General features: G+C 72.0%; 15 protein-coding genes and 1 pseudogene. 10 read left to right on the top strand and 6 right to left on the bottom strand.

Annotated features, from left to right (window positions below; translation table 11 throughout):
- Positions 1–51: 51 nt before the first annotated feature.
- Both G6N64_RS07980 and G6N64_RS07975 read right to left on the bottom strand, forming a co-directional pair.
- Positions 52–906: a MurR/RpiR family transcriptional regulator gene (locus G6N64_RS07980; RefSeq protein ID WP_246231032.1), complete on the bottom strand. Its 855-nt coding sequence runs from the start codon at positions 904–906 to the stop codon at positions 52–54.
- Positions 907–911: 5 nt separating this feature from the next.
- Entirely contained in the window at positions 912–1,724 is an 813-nt protein-coding gene (locus G6N64_RS07975; protein WP_163796403.1) for a class II glutamine amidotransferase, read from the bottom strand.
- Between the two features lie 130 nt (positions 1,725–1,854).
- Between G6N64_RS07975 and G6N64_RS07970 the strand changes: the two genes are divergently transcribed.
- From G6N64_RS07970 to G6N64_RS07950, 5 genes are read left to right on the top strand one after another with little or no spacing between them, the layout of a single operon-like run.
- Positions 1,855–3,204, top strand: coding sequence for a type I glutamate--ammonia ligase (locus tag G6N64_RS07970; RefSeq protein ID WP_163796402.1), 1,350 nt, complete (start codon positions 1,855–1,857; stop codon positions 3,202–3,204).
- 22 nt (positions 3,205–3,226) lie between these two features.
- A complete protein-coding gene (locus G6N64_RS07965) occupies positions 3,227–4,744 on the top strand; it encodes an APC family permease (RefSeq protein ID WP_163796401.1) in 1,518 nt (505 codons plus the stop codon).
- On the top strand, positions 4,741–6,078 hold the full coding sequence (locus tag G6N64_RS07960; protein WP_163796400.1) for an aspartate aminotransferase family protein: 1,338 nt from the start codon (positions 4,741–4,743) through the stop codon (positions 6,076–6,078). Before G6N64_RS07965 ends, G6N64_RS07960 begins: the two co-directional genes overlap by 4 nt.
- Positions 6,065–7,234 (top strand): amidohydrolase family protein, encoded by a 1,170-nt coding sequence (locus G6N64_RS07955; RefSeq protein ID WP_163796399.1) that lies wholly within the window; start codon positions 6,065–6,067, stop codon positions 7,232–7,234. The genes G6N64_RS07960 and G6N64_RS07955 overlap by 14 nt, the downstream gene beginning before the upstream one ends.
- Entirely contained in the window at positions 7,231–8,679 is a 1,449-nt protein-coding gene (locus tag G6N64_RS07950) for an aminotransferase class I/II-fold pyridoxal phosphate-dependent enzyme (protein WP_163796398.1), read from the top strand. The genes G6N64_RS07955 and G6N64_RS07950 overlap by 4 nt, the downstream gene beginning before the upstream one ends.
- On the opposite strand, the gene G6N64_RS07945 is transcribed toward G6N64_RS07950, so the two are convergent.
- Positions 8,680–9,876, bottom strand: a complete 1,197-nt coding sequence (locus G6N64_RS07945; RefSeq protein ID WP_174266774.1) for a glycoside hydrolase family 3 N-terminal domain-containing protein — start codon at positions 9,874–9,876, stop codon at positions 8,680–8,682.
- 40 nt (positions 9,877–9,916) lie between these two features.
- Here G6N64_RS07945 and G6N64_RS07940 point away from each other — a divergent pair, with 40 nt between their 5' ends.
- From G6N64_RS07940 to G6N64_RS30190, 3 genes are read left to right on the top strand one after another with little or no spacing between them, the layout of a single operon-like run.
- Positions 9,917–10,090, top strand: coding sequence for a DUF2613 domain-containing protein (locus tag G6N64_RS07940; protein ID WP_163796397.1), 174 nt, complete (start codon positions 9,917–9,919; stop codon positions 10,088–10,090).
- A gap of 22 nt (positions 10,091–10,112) precedes the next feature.
- Positions 10,113–14,282 (top strand): alpha-(1->3)-arabinofuranosyltransferase, encoded by a 4,170-nt coding sequence (locus G6N64_RS07935; protein ID WP_197748339.1) that lies wholly within the window; start codon positions 10,113–10,115, stop codon positions 14,280–14,282.
- A 58-nt stretch (positions 14,283–14,340) separates the two neighbouring features.
- On the top strand, positions 14,341–15,318 hold the full coding sequence (locus tag G6N64_RS30190; RefSeq protein ID WP_163796396.1) for a phosphotriesterase family protein: 978 nt from the start codon (positions 14,341–14,343) through the stop codon (positions 15,316–15,318).
- Positions 15,319–15,348: 30 nt separating this feature from the next.
- On the opposite strand, the pseudogene G6N64_RS07925 reads toward G6N64_RS30190, so the two are convergent.
- The 3 genes and pseudogenes from G6N64_RS07925 to G6N64_RS07915 all read right to left on the bottom strand — a co-directional run.
- A pseudogene (locus G6N64_RS07925) lies at positions 15,349–16,101 on the bottom strand (helix-turn-helix transcriptional regulator); the annotation flags it as partial.
- A 32-nt stretch (positions 16,102–16,133) separates the two neighbouring features.
- Complete coding sequence (locus G6N64_RS07920; protein ID WP_163796394.1) at positions 16,134–16,874, bottom strand: SDR family NAD(P)-dependent oxidoreductase; 741 nt, start codon at positions 16,872–16,874, stop codon at positions 16,134–16,136.
- A gap of 83 nt (positions 16,875–16,957) precedes the next feature.
- The gene (locus tag G6N64_RS07915) at positions 16,958–18,067 is read right to left on the bottom strand and encodes an acyltransferase family protein (RefSeq protein WP_163801517.1); all 1,110 of its coding nucleotides are present in this window, start codon (positions 18,065–18,067) and stop codon (positions 16,958–16,960) included.
- Between the two features lie 191 nt (positions 18,068–18,258).
- Between G6N64_RS07915 and pgfA the strand changes: the two genes are divergently transcribed.
- A complete protein-coding gene (gene pgfA, locus G6N64_RS07910) occupies positions 18,259–19,467 on the top strand; it encodes a cell envelope lipid trafficking protein PgfA (protein WP_163796393.1) in 1,209 nt (402 codons plus the stop codon).
- 17 nt (positions 19,468–19,484) lie between these two features.
- Positions 19,485–21,134, top strand: a complete 1,650-nt coding sequence (locus G6N64_RS07905) for an MmpA family trehalose lipid delivery protein (protein ID WP_246231030.1) — start codon at positions 19,485–19,487, stop codon at positions 21,132–21,134.
- Positions 21,135–21,140 lie beyond the last annotated feature (6 nt).

Here is a 21,140-nt window from a genome sequence, read left to right as displayed (position 1 = left end):
TCAGGGTAAACAATCGGTGCCCGTCGAGCCGCCGGGACGCGACCTGCCGGCTCAGGGCAGCAGTTCGGCCCGGCGTTGCTGCTCCCACAGGGCCATGCGGGTGCGCGCGGGTTCGCCGACGGCGTCCATCACCAGCGGGATGAGCAGCTCGGTGAGCAGGAAGCCCGCGGCCATGCTCTGGTACACCGTGCCGACCGTGCTCGATGCGGCCAGCACCACCTCCGCGTCGGGCGCCACCGGGCAGGCCAGGTCGTCGGTGACGAGCACCACGGACGCACCCGCGCGGTGTACGTCGGCGGCCAACTCGGCGGCACTGCGCTGATACCGGTGGTAGTCGAACAGCACCACGACGTCGCGGCGGGTCAGCTCCATCATCGAGCCGAGGTCGCGACCCCGCGGATCGGTGAGCAACCGCACGCCCGGCCGCAGTTGCTCGAGGTGCGCCGCCAGGTGCGCCGCCAGGAGGTGCGAGAAGCGCCCGCCGTAGAGGTGGACGGAGCGACCGACGTCGGACAGCAGTGCCACCGCGGCGTCGAGCGCCGACTCCGGCAGCAGCGCGAGCGTCTCGACGGCGCGGTCGTTCTGGCCGCGCGCCTGCCGGAGCAGTCGGTCGAGCAGGCCACCCGCGGCCGGCTCGTCCGGTAGCCGCGTGATCGGCCCGCTGGACTGCGACGTCAGCTCGGCGCGCAGCGCCACCTGCAGGCCCGCGAAGCCCTCGAACCCGAGCGACTGGGCGAAGCGCAGCACGGTCGGCGGGCTCACCTCGGCGCGCTCGGCAAGTCGTGCGGCGCTGACCAACCCGGCACTGGGGTAGTCGGCGAGTAGCGCGCGTCCCACCCGTCGTTCCGCCTTGCTCAGCGTCGCGAGCGCGGCGTTGGCACGCGCGGCCACGCTCTCGTCGGACATCGACGTCAATCTGCCACGAGGGGATGCCGGGTCGTCGACAGATCGCTCAGGGCGATCGCGGTGACGCATTCCGGCTCCAGCGGTTCCCAGGCCAGCGAGCCGAATCCGGTGGAGCCGACGACCAGGGTGTCGGGCGTCGGTCGGGCGACCCGCAGGGCGAAGTAGTCCTCGAGGTGCTCGGCGGGCAGCTCCGCGGCGGTGATCTCCTCGACGTCCTCGTCGAGCAGCCGGCTGTGCGCGTGGGCGTGCACCACGATCAGCTGGTCCTCGCCCAGCAGGAGGGCGTTGAGGCTCGCGTCCGGGTACACCTCCCGCAGCTGCGACACCGCACGTCGGACCGCTTCGGCGAGAGTCGGTGCGGACCGGCGGTGCTGACGGATCAGGCCGAAGTAGCGCTCGCTGTCCGTGGTTCCTCGCAGCGATGCGGTGACGTCGTCGTCCAGCAGCTCACCGAGCGGGCCGATCGGCTTGATGGAACCGTTGTGCGCCATCGCGATGCCGTCGGCAAGGAACGGGTGCGAATTGCGCGGCTCCACCGCCAGTCCGTTGGTGGCCCACCGCAGGTGCACCACGGATGCCTCGGCCCGGTGGTCATGGGTCGCGGCGGCGAAGTCCGGGTCGTGCAGTGCGTTGTCGGCAGAGACCTGCACCCGCGGATCGATCGGTGTGTCGCCGGGGGACGTCCGGTCCGCCGTGGCGACGCCCCAGCCGTCGCCGTGCACCTTGGTCAGCGCGAGGAAGTCGGCGAGCACCTCACTGCCCACGGCGTCGACGACCGAGATGGCGGAGGTGGAGACGACACCCAGTAGCCGGCACATACCAGGCATCCTCCGGTCAGTCGTCTAATGAATCAAACGAGATCTGCGAAATTTAAACATCCTGAAACATTCATGACATAGCTTTCTCGAAGACTCGACAGTGCGAACCACCCCCGCGGAAGGAGTCCGGATGCCAGTCGGCGGTGCCGAGGGTGAACGGTCGTCGGTCGGCGACCGGATCGACGAGCTGGTCGCCGACCAGGTCGTCCTGGTCGTGGGATCGATCACCGATCCCGCCGGGGTGACCCGCGGCAAGTACGTCCCCGTGCGGCGGTTGCGCGACTTCCAGCGCTCCGGCATGGGTGTCTCACCGTCGTGGAGCGTCTTCTGCGTCGACACGGGCATCGCCTTCACCCCCGCCATCGGCGTGGCCGGTGACCTCAGGATCCGCATCGATCCCGCCGAGGCTCGGCTGATCGGCGACGGAATCGCCTGGGCGCCCGGGTCACTCGGCGATCAGCAGGGCGCACCCGCGGCGCTGTGCACGAGGTCGCTGCTCGCACGCGCCGAGGCGGCGGCGGCCGAACGCGGCCTCACCGTGCGCGTCGGCGGCGAACTGGAGTGCACGATGCTGGCGGCCGACGGCAGCCCGGCGTCCACTGAACCCTGGTCGCCGTATGGCATCCGCACCTCGCTCGATCGCTCCGCCTTCCTGGTGGACCTCGCGACCACCGCCGAGCGCGCCGGGCTCGCCGTCGAACAGATCCACACCGAGTACGGCCACGACCAGCTCGAGGTGTCGCTCGCCCCGGACACCCCCGTCGCCACCGCCGACGCCGTGATCCTTGCGCGCATCGTGCTCGGCCGCGCCGCGGCGCGTCACGGGCTGCGAATCTCGTTCTCCCCCGTGCCGTTCGAGGGTGCGGCCGGCAACGGGGCGCACCTGCACCTCTCGCTGGCCGACGCCGAGGGCCCGTTGTTCTCCGGCGGCAGGGGGCCGCACGGGATCCGGCCGGACGGCGGTTCTGCGATCGCCGGCGTGATCGACACCCTGCCGGACCTCATCGGCGTCTACGCCGGGTCCGCCGTCTCCCCGCTGCGGCTCAAGCCCGGCAACTGGGCGGGTGCATCCGCGTGCTGGGGTCTCGAGAACCGCGAGGCCGCAGTGCGTTTCATCGCCGCGACCCCCGGCAGCCCGCACGGGGCCAACGCCGAACTCAAGCTCGTCGACCCCAGCGCCAACCCGTACCTCGCCACCGCGGCGTTCCTCTCCAGCGCGCTGCGCGGCATCGACCGCGAACTCGACCTCCCCGACGAGATCCCGGTCGACCCGTCGACCGTCGCCGCCACTCCGCCGCCACTGCCCACGGCACAGGTCGAGGCCGTCGACGCCCTCGAGAACTCAGCGGTTGCGGCCGACCTGCTGGGCCCCGAGATGGTCGAGGCGCTCGTCGCGGTGCGACGCCACGAGATCCGCACCTTCGGCGATCTGTCGCCGGCAGAGATCACCCAGGCGCTACGCCTCGCATGGAGCTGTTGACCCCACCCGAACGGAGACGACGATGAGCACGAACGTATCTGCCGACCAGCCCTCGGGCGAGGCTCAACTGCCTCACCGGCGACTGCCGTTCTGGGTCGCGCTGGCGATGTCCGTGGCCCTGGTCGGCCCCACCCTGGCCATGTCCGGCAACGGGCAGGGCCTGATCGCGACGGTCGGCAAGGCCATCCCCCTGGTGTTCCTGATCGGCCTGATCGGCGTGTCGCTGGTGGGCTACAGCTTCATTCGGCTGACCCGCCACCTCAACCACGCCGGCTCGGCGTACGGACTGGTCGGCGGCACCATCGGTCCGCGTGCCGGGTTCTTCTCCGGCTTCGCGATGCTCGGTGCGTACGTCGGCTTCGCGATCGGCACATTGGCGCTCACGGCGGCGTTCACCAACGCCTTCATCGCGCAGCTGCAACCCGACGACGAGACGCCCTACCAGGTGCCCTGGTTGGCGGTCGTCGTGGTCGGCGCGATCATCTCGTTCCTGCTCGCCGGCCGCGACATCCGGCTGCTGGCGAAGATCCTGCTCGTCATCGAGGGCATCGGCATCCTGTCGATGGTCGTGCTGGTGGTCGTGATCTTCGTCAAGGGCGGTGCGCCGACCACCGGCGTCGACTTCAGCGTCTTCACGTTCGACGGCGTCTCCGCCTCCGCGGTGATCAGCGGCGTGGTCGCGGCCTTCCTCTCCTGGGCGGGATTCGAGGCGTGCGCGTCGATGGGCGAGGAGACCGACGATCCGGGCCGCAACATCCCCCGCGCCCTGGCGGGCACGCTGGTCTTGACAGGCGTCCTGTTCGTCGTGGTGATGTTCGCCCAGGTGATCGGATTCGGAACGGACGCAGCGGGTCTCGAGGCGTTTCAGGGGTCGGGCAACACGCTGGGCGATCTCGGCAGCAGCTACGTCGGGCAGTGGTTCAGCCTGCTGATCATCTTCACGGCGACGGTCGCGGCGTTCGGCTGCCACCTCGCCACGTCCGCGACGTCGGGACGCATGCTCTACGCGTTCGGTCGCGACGGGTTCGGTCCCAAGGCGCTGGCGAACATCCACGAGGGCACCGGCGGGCCGCGCCTCGCCACCTGGCTGGTGGTCGGCGTCGCGCTGGTGGTCGACCTGGTCTGCGGCGCACTCAGCTGGCCCGACATGGGCACCGGCAACCCGGCGATCGACACCTACTTCCTGTTCGCCGTCGCGGGCTCGGTGTGCCTGATGGTCTGCTACCTGCTGGTCGAGATCGCCGCCGCCTGGTTCACCACCGCACCGAAGTTCGCGCGGGTGCACGGCGGCAAGGGCAAGGTGCTCGGACTGGTCCTGCCACTGCTCGGTGCCGTCGTGATCGCGGTGGTGCTGTGGTTCAACGTCAAGGACGCCGAGACGTGGTCGGCCGCTCCACTGCTCGGACTGTATTGGTGTGCAGTCGGTCTGGTGATCGCCATCGCCGCTTCGCGCATCGCGAAGCGGGTCGGCGAGTCGCTGAGCCGAGAGCTGGACCTGACGGCCGCCGCCGCCGACCACGGACCCGCGGCCGGCAGATGAGCACCCTCTACGCGCGTGACGAGGTGGCCCTCGCGGGCATCGAGAAGCTCCGCTTCTTCCCGCTCGAGGTCGTGTCGGGTCACGGCTCGACACTGGTGACCCCCGACGGCCGGGAGCTCATCGACCTCTCGGCCACGTGGACGGCCTCCGGTCTGGGACACGGCCATCCGGCCATCGTCGAGGCGGTGAGCCGCGCGGTCCGCACCGCTCCGGGATCGGGTGGCCTGTCGGCCGTGCATCCCGATTCGGTGGGGCTCGCCGAGGACCTGCTCGCGCTGGTGCCGGGGACCGGCGAGCGGCGGGTGTACCTCGGGCACGCCGGGTCGGACGCGAACGACGTGGCGCTGCGGGCGTGCCGGCACGCCACCGGCCGGCGCACCGTCCTGGCGTTCGAGCACGGCTATCACGGCGGCGTCGGCGTCGCGATGGGTGTCTCCGGCGTACACGTCGACGCGGGCATGCCCGCCGACCCGGACGCGGTGTTCATCCCGTACCCCAACCCGTTTCGGCCGGCCGAGGGCGATCGCTCCGATCAGGCGGCCGTCGACGCGGACGCCGCAGCCAGCCTGGCCCGGGCCGGGCAGGCGCTGGCGGACCACTCGATCGCGTGCCTGATCGTCGAGCCGATCCTGTCCGACGGCGGCCTCGTCGTCCCACCCGACGGGTTCCTCCGCCGACTGCACGAACTGTGCCGGGCGCACGGCGTGCCGATGATCTGCGACGAGGTCAAGATGGGCCTCGGTCGGCCGGGCACGCTGCACGCGTTCGAGCACGACTTTCGTGACCCCGCGGCCAATCCTGAAATCGTGACGTTCGGCAAGGTGCTGGGCGGCGGGCTGCCTCTGTCGGCGGCGGTAGGGCCGGCGGAGATCCTGGACCACCCGCCCGCCGCGGCCCTGCTGACCACGGCGGGCAACCCCGTGTGCGCCGCCGCGGGACGCGCCGTCCTCGCCACGATCGTCGGCGACCGACTCGCCGAGCGTGCCGCTACCATCGGTGCGCTGCTGTCGGATTCGTTGCGCGCGCTGGCCGGGTCCCCCGGCGCCGACCGCATCGGCGACGTCCGCGGACGGGGCCTCGCGATCGGTGTCGAGCTCGTCGACCCCGCGACCGGTGAGCGCGACCCGAGACTGGCCGCGCAGGTCGTCTACCGTGCGTGGGAGTTGGGTGCGGTCGTCTACTACGTTGGCGGGAACGTCCTGGAGATCACGCCGCCGCTGGTGCTCGAGGAAGCCGAAGCCGGCCGCGCGGTCGAGATCCTCGGTGCGGCGATCGCCGACGCCGCCGCGGGACGCGTCGACGCCGAGGAGGTGGCCAGGTATGCCGGTTGGTGAGTTGCAGGACGTGTTCGGCGGGGTGGACGTCCCCGACGTGCTCGCCGACCACCTGCGCACCGTCACGCTGATCGACCACCACGTGCACGGCGCCTACGACCAACCCGTCGACCGGGCCGGTTTCGAGGCGGCGATCAACGAGGGCTCGACGGATCCGGTGCCGGACTTCATGACCCAGTTCGACTCCCCGCTCGGGCTGTCCATCCGGCGGTGGTGCGCACCGCTCATCGGGCTCGATGCGTTGGCGAACGCCGACGACTACTGGGCGCGCCGCAGCGAGTTCTCCCCCGACGAACTGGCCCGGGTCATGCTGCCCGCCGCGGGCGTGTCCCGCTGGATCGTGGACACCGGGTTCAAGGGCGACCTCATCACCACGCCGGAGCGGCTGACCGATCTCAGTGGAGTGCCGTCGTCGGAGATCCTCCGGCTGGAGCGGCTCGCGGAGGACCTGCTGGAGGGCGGGACGTCGCCGGAGGACTATCCGGACGCACTGCGGGCGGCGCTGCGGGCCGCCGCCGACTCCCCGGACGTGGTCGGCACCAAGACGATCGTCGCCTACCGCACCGGCTTCGACGTCGACTGGTCGCGGCCCGACGACGCCGACGTCGTCGCCCACGCCCGCGACCTCGGCGCACGGGCCCACCCGCTGCGCCTCGACGACCCCCTGTTGATCGCGTTCGGGGTGCACGAGGCCGCCGCCCACGGCCTCCCGATCCAAGTGCACGTCGGATTCGGGGACCGTGATCTCGACCTGCACCGCACCGACCCCATGCTGCTGTTGCCGTTGCTGCGCACCATGATTCCCGTCCCGGTGCTGCTGCTGCACTGCTATCCGTTCCAGCGTCAGGCCGGGTACCTCGCGCAGGCGTTCGACCACGTGAACTTTGACGTCGGTCTGGCCATCAACTACCTCGGCGTCCGCTCGACCGGCTTGGTTGCCGAGGCCCTCGAGACCGCGCCCTTCGCGAAGCAGCTGTACTCGTCGGACGCGTTCGGCCCACCGGAGCTGCACGTGCTGGGCTCGGTCCTGTGGAGGCGTTCCATGGGGCTGGTGCTCGGCGAGTGGGTGCGCGCGGGTGACTGCACGGAGTCCGACGCCGTGCGGATCGTCGACATGATCGGTGTCCACAACGCCGAACGCGTCTACGGCCCGTGACGCACGCGTCGGCGCCCCTGTTCGACTCGTTGCGACGATTCGTCGAGCGCGACCAGGCGCCGTTCTTCAGCCCCGGCCACAAGGGCGGCCGGACGCTGGACCCCTGGTTTCGCGACCACATCGCGGCGATCGATCTGAACAACCTCCCCGACACGGACACGCTGCACTGCCCGGAGGGGCCGATCCTGGAGGCCGAGAGGCTGATCGCCGACGCCTGGGGCGTGGGTGAGAGCTTCATCCTCGTGCAGGGGTCCACGTCGGGCAACGTGACCGTGGCGCTGTCCGCGCTGGAGCCCGACGAGCCGGTCTTGGTGGCGCGCAACGCGCACAAGTCCGTGCTCGCCGGGCTCGTCCAGGTGGGCGCGCGCCCGGTGTGGCTCGAGCCGCGGTGGGACGCGAGGTTCGGCGTCGCGCACGGGCTGGACGTCGCCGTGGTGGAGCGCGCCTTCGAAGACGTCAGCGCCAAGGCACTCTGGGTCCTGCACCCGACCTACTACGGCACCACCGGTGACGTCGCAGCGATCGGCGACGCCTGCCGCCGGCACGGCGCCAAGCTGCTCGTCGACGGCGCGCACTCACCGCACTTCGCGTTCCACCCCGACCTGCCTACGCCGGGTGAGCGGGCAGGCGCGGCGGCGACCGTCCAGTCGGTGCACAAGATCCTGTCCGGGCTGAGTCAGGCCGCAGTGCTGCACGTCGACCCGGCCCAGCTCGACACCGCGTCGGTGCGCCGCGCACTGCAGCTGGTGCAGACCACCAGTCCGCACTTCGCGATCATGGCGTCGATCGACCTGGCGCGGCGCGAGATGATGCTGAGCGGGCGTGCCCTCCTCGAGGAGACCCTCGACCGCGCCCGGCGCACCGCCGAGCGGATCGGCGCGGTCCCGGGCCTGCGGGTGCTGCGGCCGGACGACCTCGACGGCCCGGGCACCGGTCTTCACCAGCTCGACGAGACGAAGCTGCTCATCGGCACCGCGGGGCTGGCGGCCGACGCCCGCGACGTCGTCGCGCGGCTGAACCGCGAGTACGGCGTCCAGCCCGAGTTGAGCGGCGCCGGACACCTGCTGTGCATCACGACGATCGGGAACACCGACGCCGACGTCGACCGGTTGGTGGCGGGTCTGACGGAGATCGCGGCCGACGTCGGCACGCGGCCGGAGGACGACGACGCCGGGCTGATGGCCGACCTGCTGGCGGTGCGTCCGGCGACGGTGCTCACCCCGCGCGAGGCGTTCTTCGCACCCGAGGTCGCGGTGTCCCTGTCCGAGGCGAGCGGTCGGGTCGCCGCCGAGGCCGTCACGCCCTACCCACCCGGCATCCCGCTGGTGATGCCGGGCGAACGGTTCGACGACGACGTCATCGCACTGCCGCGGGCGCTGCGCAGTGCGGGCAACCCGATCAGCGCGTCGGACCCGACGCTGGAAGAGGTGAAGGTCGTCCGCTGATCAGCAGCGCGGCGAGCGGCCCTTGGTCCCCGACACCCGCAGCACCGACCCGTCCACCCGGCCCATGTCGAGTTCGCCGCCGTTGACGGCGCTCTCCAACCTGTCGAGCACCGCGGGCACCTCGTCGGTGGTGATCCACAGCGCCACGTCGGCCCCGGCCTGCAGGGACTTGAGCACCGCGTCGGCGACGCCGTAGCGCTGGTTGATCGCGCCCATGCTGGACAGGTCGTCGGTGTACACGAGGCCGCCGAACGGAGCACCGCCGTACCCGCCCGAGCGCAGCAGGTCGTACGCCGCGGGGCTCAGGCTGGCGGGCAGGTCACCGGTGAGCCCGGGCACCTGCATGTGGCCGACCATGACGGCGACGTTCCCCTGCGTGGTCAGCGGACCGTAGGGCACCAGGTCGCTGGCCTTCAGCGCGTCGAGCGGCGGCGTGACGACGCCGCCGACGTGGGAGTCGCCCGAGGCGTGGCCGTGGCCGGGGAAGTGCTTGAGCACCGGCAGAATTCCCGCGTCTCGTAGACCCTGGGCGTAGGCGCCCGCGTACTCGATGACTGCCGCCGGGTCGGACCCGAAGGAACGGTCGCCGATCACCTCGTCGTCGGACTCGTCGGTGACGTCCACGACGGGTGCGAAGTCGACCGTGATGCCGAGGCCGCGCATCGCCTGGCCGCGCTGGAAGGCGATCGCCCGGACCTGCTCGGGAGTGTTCGTCTGGGCCAGCACCCGCGGCGAGGGCTGCACGCCGATGACCGACTTCAGCCGGGACACCCGGCCGCCCTCCTCGTCGACGCTGACGCTCGGCGGCAGGGGTGACGCCGTGTCGAGGAGTGCAGGCAACGTGCCGTCGGACAGCATGCCGAGGTCGGTCCAGCTGCCGATCATGATGCCGCCGACGTGCTGCTGGTCGACGACGGCCTTGGCGTCGGCCGCTCCGGTCACCCCGACCGTCAGCAACTGGGCCAGCTTGTCGCGCGTCGACAGCGACGCCAGCAGCGCCTCGCCGTCACCGCACGCCGGGGCGCCCGGCGTCGCGGGCAGCGTCGTGGAGGTCGACACCGGCGTCGGCTCGGCGGCGCTCGTGGACTGCGTGGGCGTCGCGCCACCGGACCCGCACGCCATGGTCATCGCGGAGGCGGCAACCACGGCACAGAGGGCGCGAGACGCAGTTCTGGTCGGTGCGAGGGACGGAACCATGGTCACCGAGGCTAACGGGTCGCCGTGCTAGTTTGGCCGGGTGGATCGGTTCGTCTTGCCCGCAGCGGCCAGCATCGTGGTCGGTCTGCTCCTCGGGGCGGCCGCCATCTTCGGGCTGACGCTGATGGTCCAGCAGGACACCAAGCCCCCGCTGCAGGCGGGCGATCCGGCGTCGTCGGTGCTCAACAGGGTCGAGTACGGCGACCGTACGTAGCATCCCGCCGACCACCTCCGCAGTGTCCCGCCGCTGGCTGTGGATCGTCGGTGCCGCGGCACTCGTCCTGGCCTTCGCGCAGGCCCCCGGCCAGATCGCACCCGACACCAAGCTGGACCTCACCGCCAACCCGCTGCGGTTCCTGTCCCGCGCCGCGCACCTGTGGAACGGTGACCTCCCGTTCGGCCAGGCCCAGAACCAGGCGTACGGCTACCTCTTCCCGCACGGCGCGTTCTTCCTCGCCGGCGACCTGATCGGCCTGCCCGGCTGGGTGACCCAGCGGTTGTGGTGGGCCCTGCTGCTGGTGGTGGGCTTCTGGGGACTGCTGCGGGTCGCCGAGGCACTCGGCATCGGGACGCCGACGTCCCGAGTGCTCGGCGCGGTCGCGTTCGCGCTGTCGCCGCGGGTGCTGACCACGATCGGGGCGATCTCCTCGGAGACGCTGCCGATGATGCTCGCGCCGTGGGTGCTGCTGCCGGTCATCCTGGCGCTGCGGGGTGATCCGAGGCTGCGCACGCTCGCGGCGCGCTCGGCGCTGGCGGTCGCGCTGATGGGTGCGGTCAACGCGGTCGCGACGCTGACGGGGTGCCTGGCCGCGATCGTCTGGTGGGCCGCGCACCGGCCCAACCGGCTGTGGTGGCGCTTCACCGGATGGTGGGCGCTGTGCGGGGTGCTGGCGGTGACGTGGTGGGTGGTCGCCCTGGTGCTGCTGGGCCGGATCAGCCCGCCGTTCCTCGACTTCATCGAGTCCTCCGGCGTGACGACGCAGTGGCTGTCGCTGACCGAGGTGCTCCGCGGCACCTACTCGTGGACGCCCTTCGTCGCACCCACCGCCACGGCCGGATCGTCGCTCGTGACCGGCACGGTCGCGGTGCTCGCGACCACGCTGGTCGCGGCGGCCGGGATCGCCGGTCTGGCCCTGCCGTCGATGCCCGCGCGGGGCCGGTTGATCACGATGCTGCTGACCGGGCTGACCCTGCTCGCCGTCGGCTACTCCGGCGGGTTGGGATCGCCGATCGCGCACGAGGTGCAGCTGTTCCTCGACGCATCGGGCACGCCGCTGCGCAACGTGCAGAAGCTCGAACCCCTGCTGCGCCTGCCCCTCGCGCTGGGCATCGCCCACCTGCTGGGCCGGATCCCGCTGCCCGGCAGCGCTCCCCGCACCCGCTGGGTGGCCGCGCTGACCCACCCGGAGCGGGACAGGCGCGTCGCCGTCGGCGTCGTGGTCCTGGTCGCCCTAGCCGCGGGCACCTCCCTGGCCTGGACCGGACGCCTCAGCCCGACGGGCGGTTTCACGGCCATCCCCGGCTACTGGCACGACACCGCGGCCTGGCTGGACGAGCACAACGCGCCCGACCCCGGCCGGGTGCTGGTGGTGCCCGGTGCGCCGTTCGCCACCCAGGTGTGGGGCAACAGCCACGACGAGCCGCTGCAGGTGCTCGGCTCGAGTCCGTGGGGTGTCCGCGACTCGATCCCGCTGACCCCGCCGCAGACCATCCGGGCACTCGACTCGGTGCAGCGCCTCTTCGCTGCGGGCAGGCCGTCCGCCGGACTCGCCGAAACGCTTGCGCGCCAAGGCATCCGCTACGTCGTCGTGCGCAACGACCTGGACCCCGAGAGTTCGCGGTCGGCGCGCCCGCTACTGGTGCACCGCGCCCTCGACGGATCGCCCGGTCTGGAGCGGGTGGCCGAGTTCGGCGACCCGGTTGGCCCCGGACTGCTCGCCGGGTTCATCAGCGACAGCGGACTACGCCCGCCCTACCCCGCGGTCCAGATCTACCGCGTGACCGCGTCGACGCCGACCCGCCCGTACCTCGCCGACGCCGACGCCATGGCCCGCGTCGACGGTGCGCCCGAGGCCCTGCTGCGGCTCGACGAACGCCGAAAGCTGTTGGGCGAACGGCCACTCGGGCCGATGCTACTCACCGCTGACGCCGAACGCGCCGGCCTGCCGACCCCCCTGGTCACCGTCACCGACACCCCCGCCGCGCGCGAGACCGACTACGGCCGCGTCGACGACCACTCGTCGGCGATCCGCACCCCCGACGACCCGCGGCGCACGTTCAACCGCGTGATGGACTACCCGGCGCCGGGCACCGACCTCGTCTACGGCTCGTGGCCGGGCGGGCGTCTCACCGCGTCGAGTTCGGCGGCGGACTCGACCGCGCTGCCCAACGTCGCACCCGCCACCGGGCCCGCCGCGGCCATCGACGGAGACTCGTCGACCAGCTGGGTCTCCAATTCACTGCAGTCCGCACTCGGGCAGTGGTTGCAGGTGGACCTCGACCGGCCGATCACCAACGCGACGGTCACGCTGACCCCGAGCGCGACGGCCGTGGGGGCGCAGGTCCGCCGGATCGAGGTGTCCACCGCGACCGGCACGACCACGTTGCGGTTCGACGAGGCCGGCACCCCGGTGACCGTCGCGCTGCCGTACGGCGAGACCCCGTGGGTGCGGTTCACCGCCGTGGGCACCGACGACGGTTCGGCGGGCGTCCAGTTCGGCATCACCGACTTCTCCATCACCCAGTACGACGCGTCCGGATTCGCCCAGCCCGTCAACCTGCGTCACACGGTCGAGGTGCCCGGTCCGCCGCCGAACAGCGAAGTGGCGCAGTGGGATCTGGGATCCGACCTGCTCGGCAGGCCGGGCTGCGCGGACGGGCCCGACGCCGTGCTGTGCGCGGCCGCGATGGCGCTGTCCCCCGAGGAACCGGTCAACCTCAGCCGTACGCTGACCGTCCCGGAGGCGACGACCGTGACGCCGACGGTGTGGGTGCGCGCCCGACAGGGGCCGAACCTCGCCGACCTGATCCGTCCGCCCGGCACCACCCGCGCGGTGGGCGACGCGGACCCGATCGACGTCCTCGGCTCGGCCTACGCCGCCACCGACGGCGACCCGCGCACGTCGTGGACGGCACCGCAGCGGGTGGTGCAGCACCGCACCGGAGCGAACCTGGAACTGCGCCTGCCGCGGCCGACCGAGGTGACCGGCCTGCGCCTGGCGCCGAGTGCGTCCGCGCTGCCGGCCCACCCGACGCTGGTGGCGATCGACCTCGGTGACGGCCCGCAGGTCCGTGCGCTCGACCCCGACGGCGGCGTCCAGACCGTCGCCCTGCATCCCCGCACCACCGACGTCGTCACACTGTCGCTCCTGGACTGGTCGGACGTGATCGACCGCACCGCACTGGGATTCGACCAGGTGAAGCCACCCGGGCTGGCGGAGGTGACGGCGCTCGACGCCCGCGGACTGCCCATCGCCGCCGCCGATGCCGCCCGCAACCTCGACCGGACCATCAGCCTGCCGTGCGGCAGAGGGCCCATCATCGGCCTGGCGGGACAGTTCGTCCAGACGTCGGTCGACGCCACGGTCGGCGACCTCCTCGACGGGCGGCCGGTCGCCGCGCGGCCGTGCCGAACCACCCCCATCGTCCTGCCCGCCGGTCAGCAGGAACTGCTCGTCAGCCCCGGCTCGGCCTTCGTCGTCGACGGCGTCCGGCTCGCGGGCCCCGAGTCGTCCCTGGTGCGACCCGCCCCGACGACGGTGGCCCGGACCGGCGAGTGGACCAACGACCGCCGGGTGGTCGACGTCGCCGCCGGTGCGGGTGAGCGCGTGCTGGTGGTGCCCGAGAGCGTCAACCCCGGCTGGAGCGCCCGCGGCCCGGACGGGACGGTGCTGACCCCGGTGACGGTGAACGGCTGGCAGCAGGGCTGGGTGGTGCCCGCGGGCACCTCGGGCGCGGTCACGCTCGAGTTCGCCTTCAACACGCCCTATCGGGTGGGGCTGTTCGGCGGGCTCGCGCTGCTGCCGCTGCTGGCGCTGCTGGCGCTCTGGCCGGTCCGCCGACGCGTGACACTCGACGCCGCACGGCCGTGGGCGGTCCGGCCCGCGGTCGCCGGTGCCGCGGTGCTCGTCGTCGGCTGGCTGGTCTCCGGGTTCGTCGGCGTCGGCGTCGTCGGCCTGTGCCTGGTGGCACGGCGTCTGCTGCGGTCGTGGCGATGGCTGGACCGTGCCACGCTGGTCGTCTCGTCGGGCGGGTTGATCCTGGCGGGGGCGGCGCTGAGCCAGCACCCGTGGCGGTCGGTCGGCGGGTACGCCGGGCACGACTGGCAACTGCAGCTGCTGGCACTCGTCGGCGTCGCCGCGCTGGCCGCGTCGGTCGTGTGGCGGGCACCCGGCGACCCTGCCTGAAACCGCCACGGCGCAATCGATTCCGCGCGTAGCATCGCCTACGTCGACGGGAGCAGCGATGCAGACGGTGAACACCGCGGCCGGCGCGATCGCGACCGCCGACCTGGGCGTGGTGCTCATGCACGAGCACGTCTTCATCATGACCACCGAGGTCGTCCAGAACTACCCCGAGGGCTGGGGTGACGGCGGCCGACGCGAGGCCGACGCCGTCGCCCGGCTCGACGAACTGAAGGCCCGCGGCGTCGACACCATCGTCGACCTGACGGTGATCGGGCTGGGGCGCTACATCCCCCGCATCGCCCGCATCGCCGCGCGCACCGAGTTGAACATCGTGGTGGCCACCGGGCTGTACACCTTCAACGACGTGCCGATGCACTTCCACTACCGGGGTCCCGGCGCTCCGCTCGGCGGGCCCGAGATCATGACCGAGATGTTCGTCCGCGACATCGAGCACGGCATCGCCGACACCGGTATCAAGGCCGCAATCCTCAAGTGCGCCACCGACGAACCAGGCGTCACCCCCGGCGTCGAGCGGGTGTTACGCGCCGTCGCCCAGGCGCACCGCCAGACCGGGGTGCCCATCTCCACGCACACCCACGCGGCGTCGCGGCGCGGACTCGACCAGCAGCGCATCTTCGCCGAGGAGGGCGTCGACCCGTCCCGCGTCGTCATCGGGCACTCCGGTGACACCACCGACATCGGCTACCTCGAGGAGCTGATCGCCGAGGGGTCCTACCTCGGCATGGACCGGTTCGGCGTCGACGCGTTCCTGTCCACCGAGGACCGCGTCGCGACGGTCGCGACGATGTGCGAGCGCGGCCACGCCGACCGAATGGTGTTGTCGCACGACGCTTCCTGCTACTTCGACGCGTTGCCCGAGGAGACGCTACCGATCGCCATGCCCAACTGGCACTACCTGCACATCCACGACGACGTCATCCCGGCGCTGCGGGCGCGCGGCGTGACCGACGAGCAGCTCACCACGATGCTGGTCGACAATCCGCGGCGCATCTTCGCCACCACGGGCGGGTACTGACGGCGCCGACCCGACGATCGAGAACATCACGATGTTCTGGTCGCGGTGCGGGTCCCGGAGGCTGTCGCAGGCCAGCGTCAACGCGCCGAGTTCGGGATGGTCGAGCCGCTTGATCATGTGCGTCACGGTGACGACAGTGGCGTCGTCCCACAGCTCGGCGAACTCGGCGCTGCCGGACAGCAGGTCCGAGATCAGCTCGCGGGTCCTCGGGTCGCGGGGGTAACGCGCTGCCGTCGCACGCAACTGGCCCGCCACGATGCGGGAGAACTCCGCCGCCTCGGTCATGCCGTAGTGCTGCACGACGTTCCCCGTCGGCAGGAAGTGCCGCCGTGCGACGTTGCGCTCGCTCGGCGGAAGCGCACCGAAGTCCTCCAAGAGGGTCACGGCCTGGGCGTTCCAGGCCAGCACGTCGAAGCGCGCGCTCAGCACGATGGCGGCGGTGCTGCCGAGACCCTGGACGAGGTCCGCGACGCTCGGCGTCACCTCCACACTGGGCACCGCACCCCGCGGGACGTCGCGACCCACCAGCAGGAATAGGTGCCGCCGCTTGTCGTCGTCCAGTCGCAGTGCGTCGGCTATCGCCTCGACCACCTGCTCGGACGGGCCGCCGCCGCGGCCGCGCTCCAGGTTCGTGTAGTGCTCGACCGAGACGTGCGCCAGTTCGGCCACCTCGGAGCGCCGCAGCCCCGGGGTGCGCCGGCCATCGCCGCCGAACCCGAAGTCGCTGGGATCGAGGCCTTCTCGCGCCGCCCGCAGGAACCTTCCGGCCGCCTGTCCGTCCATCCCTCGATAGTGGCACGGTGTGCGCATCGCCGTCACCAGTCGACGACCTCGCCCTGATCGCTGAAGAACTGGCCGGTGCGCCACTCGTCGGCCAGGGCGATGGCCACGATGGCCGCGGCGCCCTCGGCCGGATCCCCCGCTCCCGGCGTGGGAGCGCCCTTGCTCAGCCCGGTGGCCCGGTATCCCGGGCTCACCGACAGGACCGAGATCTTCTCGTGGACCAGCTCTTTGGCGTAGAGCACCGTCAGCATGTCCAGCGCGCTCTTGGAGGCCTGGTAGGCGGCCACGGCGACGTCGGTGTGCGGCCAGTCCGGATCGTTGACCAGCCGGGTCGACCCCAGTTCGCTGGACACGTTGAGGATCCGCGGCCGCTGCGACGCCCGCAGCAACGGCAGGAACGCATTGGTGACGGCGGCGACGCCCGCGGTGTTGGTGTCGAACGTCTCGAGCAGCGAGGCCCGGCTCACCGCGGTGGGGGGTTGAGCATCGCCGACGATGGCGGCGTTGTTGATGAGGATGTCGACCCGTCCGTATCCCTCGGTGACGCGGGCGACGGCAGCGGTGATGGTCGCGTCGTCGGTGACGTCGAGGGTCAGTGGGTCGACCTGGAGTCCACGGGCGTCGAGTTCGGCGGCGGCCTTCTCCCCGCGGTCGGGATCGCGCGAACCCAACAGGACGCGGACGCCGGCGGCGGCGAGTTGTTCTGCGAGATGGCGGCCGATGCCGGCATTGGCGCCGGTCACCAGGGCAACGGGGGAATCAGATGTGGTCATGGATCCATCACAGCGCGGCCGAGGCGGTCGAGGGAGGCAGAGCCGATACCACCCTGACCGGGAATACGGCCGCGCTCAGCCGGTCACCGGGCGCGGGCGGGCTCCGTGGCGTCGGTGACGGAGCTGTCCAGCGGGGACGGCCGACGGGACAGCTCCCACCGCCGCAGCGCCTGCCGGCACGGCGACTCCACCAGCGCGTAGCTGACCGCGGCGATCGCGAAGCCGAACAGCAGCGTCAGCACCAGCACCACCGGCATGTGCCCGTTGAAGGCGAACTCGCCGATCACGGGGAACACCATGGCGAGCGCGGCGAGATGCCACACGAACAGCCCGTAGGACCAGCGGCCCAGCGTCACCATCACCCGGCTTCCCAGCCAGCGGTGCGGGGTGTCGGGGCGGTCGAGCACCAGCGGCGCCAGCAGCGCGGCGGCCATGACGGCGCCCATCGCGGTCTTGACCACGAACTGTCCGACGGTGCCCGGGGTGAGGCCCTCGGGTCCGGCGATCGGCGACGCCGCGACCGCGAACGTCACCACGACGACTGCGGCCATCACGAACCGGCGCCGCGCCAGTCGATGCACCAGGCCGACGGGGCTGACGGTCAGCTCGGCGATCAGCATCCCCGCGGCGAACCAGGAGAAGAAGGCGGGCGGCCAGTTCAGCGGGTTCACGCCGTAGGGCGCGCTCAGCGGGAGCAGCCCCCACGCGAGGCTGGCGACCGCCACGGCGGCGATGACCGGGATGCGGGCGCGCACGGGCAGCCGGCGGGCGAACAGGGCCAGCAGCGGTAGCGCCAGGTAGAAGCTGACCTCCACCGACAGGCTCCACATCTGCGTGAGTCCGGCGGTCAGGGTCAGCGGGACGTAGATCTGCGTCAGCGTCAGGTTGGCCAGCCACACGGTCGCGTCGGCGTTGACGTCGGGCAGCAGCGTCAGGATGACCACTACGGCGACGAGGTACCCGGGCATGATGCGGACGATGCGCGACCGCAGGTAGTGGCCGGTCGGGGGACGGTGCCGCAGCCCGCGGGCCGCCGCGGCGTGACCGCGCCAGAGCAGGAAGCCCGACAGCGCGAAGAAGACGGCGACCGCCAGGTCGAACCGGCCGAGCACCCGTCCGGTGAATCCGGTCGTGTGCCCGGTCTGGAACGCGACGTGGGTGACGACGACGCCGATGGCCGCGCACGCCCGCATGCCCTCGACGGCGGGCAGGAAGCTGCGCCTGCCGCTGACCTCGGTCCCGTCGTCCACCGGGTTCAGTGTGCCCGACGGCCTGCGGCCGGGGCTCGCGTTGGGTACCAACCTGGGCCGGACTGTTAGGGTCAAGCGGGTTTGCCTTGCAGACGTCGAGCGGAGTGCTCGCCCGGTGATTAAAGGAGCACGGTTTGAACCGCGCTGTGGCGCTACGTATTGCGGCGTGCGGGCTGATGGGCCTGGGTGCTGCCCTCCTCATCGCCGCGCTTCTGCTGTCCACCTACACCAAGGGCAAGATCGCCAAGATCCCCCTCGACATCGATGCCACGCTGGTCAGCGACGGCACCGGCACCTCGTTCGACCCCGCCTCGCTGGTCGGTGAGAAGTTCGTCGTCAACGAGAACGTCCCGCTGGTCCTGCAGAAGGAGATCAGCGTCGAGGCGCCGTCCAACGCCGACGTCGTCACGCTGCAGGTCGGCGACACGCTGCGCCGGACCGACAAGCAGCAGGACAACGGCCTGCTGCTCGCGCTGGTCGACACCGTCACCCTGGACCGCAAGACGGCCCTCGCGGTGTCGAGCGACACCAACCCCGGCGGTTCGGTGCAGAAGCCGCGCAGCATCGACGACGAGGCGCCGCCCACCAACGTCGCACTCCCCCACGACGGGTTGTCGTACCGGTTCCCGTTCGACACCGAGAAGAAGACCTATCCCTTCTTCGACCCGATCGCGCAGAAGGCCTACGACGCCAACTACGAGGGCGAGGAAGACGTCAACGGGCTGACCACCTACCGGTTCACCCAGAACGTCGGCTACGACGACGACGGCAAGCTCACCGATCCGATCCCGTACGCGTCGCTCTACGACAACGACGAGGACAGCCAGGTCACCGCACGCGCCGAGCTGTGGGGCGTCCCGGCCGAGGATCCCGCCGAGCCAGTCACGATGGACCGCTACTACGCCGCCCAGCGCACCTTCTGGGTCGACCCGGTCTCGGGAACCATCGTGAAGTCCAAGGACCACGGCTTCCACTACTACGCCCGGGATGCGCTCAAGCCCGAGGTGACGTTCGCCGACTTCACGCTGACGTCGAACGAGGAGACCGTCGAGTCCCAGGTCGCCGCCGCCCGCGACGAAGGCGACACCGTCGGACTGTGGGGCCGCATCCTGCCCATCACGTTCACCGCGCTCGGCCTGGTCGGGCTGGTCGGCGGCGTGCTGCTCGGATCGTTCACGCTGCGGGCCGAGTCCGCGCTCATCGACCCCGGTCTCGACGAGGCCGACCACGGCTTCTTCGGGCGACGCCCGACCGACACCGGGCCCATGCCCGCGGCCGAGGCCCAGACCGAGAAATTGCCCACCCAGCGGCCGTCCGACCTGCCGCCGGACAGACCGGTCTGATCCGGCGCAGTTGGGCGGTGCCGGCGTACGCGCTGGCACTCGCCCTGCTGGTCACCGGGCCGCTACTGGGCCCGGGCTATCTGCTCCTGCGCGATGCGGTCTCGACGCCGCGGTCCTACCTGACCGACGCCGCGCTCGGGCTGTCCGAGGCGGCGCCGCGCGCGCTGCCGCAGGACTTCCTCGTCGCGGTGCTGTCCTCGATGATCGACGGCGGCGTGCTGGTCAAGGCGCTACTGATCGCCGGGCTGTGGGCCGCCGGCTGGGGTGCGGCGCACCTCGTGGCGACCGTCGTGCCCGACGCGGGACTGGCCGGCCGGTTCGTCGCCGCGACGCTCGCGATCTGGAATCCCTACGTCGCCGAGCGTCTGCTGCAGGGGCACTGGAGTCTGCTCGTCGGCTACGGCGCCCTGCCGTGGGTCGCGGCCGCCGTGCTCCGCGCGCGATCGGGTGACGGCGGCTGGTGGCCGGTGGTGGGGTCGATCGCCGTCGCCGGCCTCACGCCGACCGGGCTGATGCTCGCCGCCGTCGTGGCGCTGGCCGGCTGCGCGGCGCCCGGCGGGGGCCGCCCGCGGTGGGCGTGCGCGGCGGTGTCGATGGTCGCCGCCGTGGCGGGCGCGCTGCCGTGGCTGGTGGCGTCGGTCGTGGGCGACTCGCTCGCGTCGTCCCAGGCGGTGGGCATCTCGGCGTTCGCGGCGCGCGCCGAGCCGGGCCTCGGCACGCTGGGGAGTCTGGCCGGCCTCGGCGGCATCTGGAACGCCGATGCGATCCCGGCGTCGCGGACGTCGCTGTTCGCGGTGGTGGCCACGGTCGTCCTGCTGGCGGTCGTCGCCGTGGGCCTGCCGGTCGCGCTGCGCCGCCCCGGCGCCGTGGCGCTACTGGTGCTCGCCGGGGTCGCCGTCGTGGCGCCCGCGCTGATGGCGACGGGCCCCGGCCTGGCCGCGGTCGAGTCGATCGTCCGCTCGGTCCCCGGTCTGGGCGTGCTGCGGGACGGGCAGAAGTGGGTGGCCCTCGCGCTGCCCGGCTACGCGGTCGCCGCCGGGGCCGCGGTAGTGACGCTGCGGGGCCGGGTGCCCGCCGTCGCGGCCGCTGCGGTGTGTTGCGCAGCGCTCGTGGCGGTGCTGCCCGACCTGGCGTGGGGGGTCGGCGGGCAGATGACGGCGGTGCGCTATCCGGCCGGGTGGACGGCGGTTGCTCGTGCGGTGAACGCCGATCCGCGACCGGTCGCCGTGCTGCCGCCCGACAGCATGCGGACGTTCGGGTGGGCGGGCACCGCACCCGTACTCGACCCGCTGCCGCGCTGGGTGTCGGCCGACGTGCTGAGCACCGGAGACCTGGTGATCGGCGGCGAGGTCATCCCGGGTGAGGGCGTGCGTGCCCGCGAGGTCCAGCGGCTGCTGCTCGAGGGTGCGGACGCCTCCGCGCTGGCCCGTGCGGGAGTCGGCTGGGTGATGGTCGAGTCCGGTGCGGCCGCCCTCGACCTGCCCGTGACGTACCGGGACGACGACCTGGTGCTCTACCGTGTCGGTGGCGATCACCCGCCCGCCGCGCACCGCGGCACGCTGATCGCGGCGCACCTGGTGTGGCTGGCGACCATCTTGGCGGCGGTCGTGGGTGGGGCAGTGGGGGCGCTGCGTCGGCGGCGCGCGGCGGCGGCGGCGAGCCAGTAACCACGG

The organism is Mycolicibacterium sediminis, assembly GCF_010731735.1.
GTDB lineage: Bacteria > Actinomycetota > Actinomycetes > Mycobacteriales > Mycobacteriaceae > Mycobacterium > Mycobacterium sediminis.
The sequence above is the reverse complement of the archived record's forward strand: the minus strand, read 5'-3'. Positions and strand labels throughout refer to the sequence as shown.

Excerpts from the sequence above, each read along its gene's own strand:
- G6N64_RS07955 (WP_163796399.1), top strand. The coding sequence starts at position 6,065 with ATGCCGGTTGGTGAGTTGCAGGACGTGTTCGGCGGGGTGGACGTCCCC.
- G6N64_RS07920 (WP_163796394.1), bottom strand. The coding sequence starts at position 16,874 with ATGACCACATCTGATTCCCCCGTTGCCCTGGTGACCGGCGCCAATGCC.
- G6N64_RS07960 (WP_163796400.1), top strand. The coding sequence starts at position 4,741 with ATGAGCACCCTCTACGCGCGTGACGAGGTGGCCCTCGCGGGCATCGAG.
- G6N64_RS07965 (WP_163796401.1), top strand. The coding sequence starts at position 3,227 with ATGAGCACGAACGTATCTGCCGACCAGCCCTCGGGCGAGGCTCAACTG.
- G6N64_RS30190 (WP_163796396.1), top strand. The coding sequence starts at position 14,341 with ATGCAGACGGTGAACACCGCGGCCGGCGCGATCGCGACCGCCGACCTG.
- G6N64_RS07945 (WP_174266774.1), bottom strand. The coding sequence starts at position 9,876 with ATGGTTCCGTCCCTCGCACCGACCAGAACTGCGTCTCGCGCCCTCTGT.
- G6N64_RS07980 (WP_246231032.1), bottom strand. The coding sequence starts at position 906 with ATGTCCGACGAGAGCGTGGCCGCGCGTGCCAACGCCGCGCTCGCGACG.
- G6N64_RS07975 (WP_163796403.1), bottom strand. The coding sequence starts at position 1,724 with ATGTGCCGGCTACTGGGTGTCGTCTCCACCTCCGCCATCTCGGTCGTC.
- G6N64_RS07970 (WP_163796402.1), top strand. The coding sequence starts at position 1,855 with ATGCCAGTCGGCGGTGCCGAGGGTGAACGGTCGTCGGTCGGCGACCGG.
- G6N64_RS07915 (WP_163801517.1), bottom strand. The coding sequence starts at position 18,067 with ATGCGGGCGTGCGCGGCCATCGGCGTCGTCGTCACCCACGTCGCGTTC.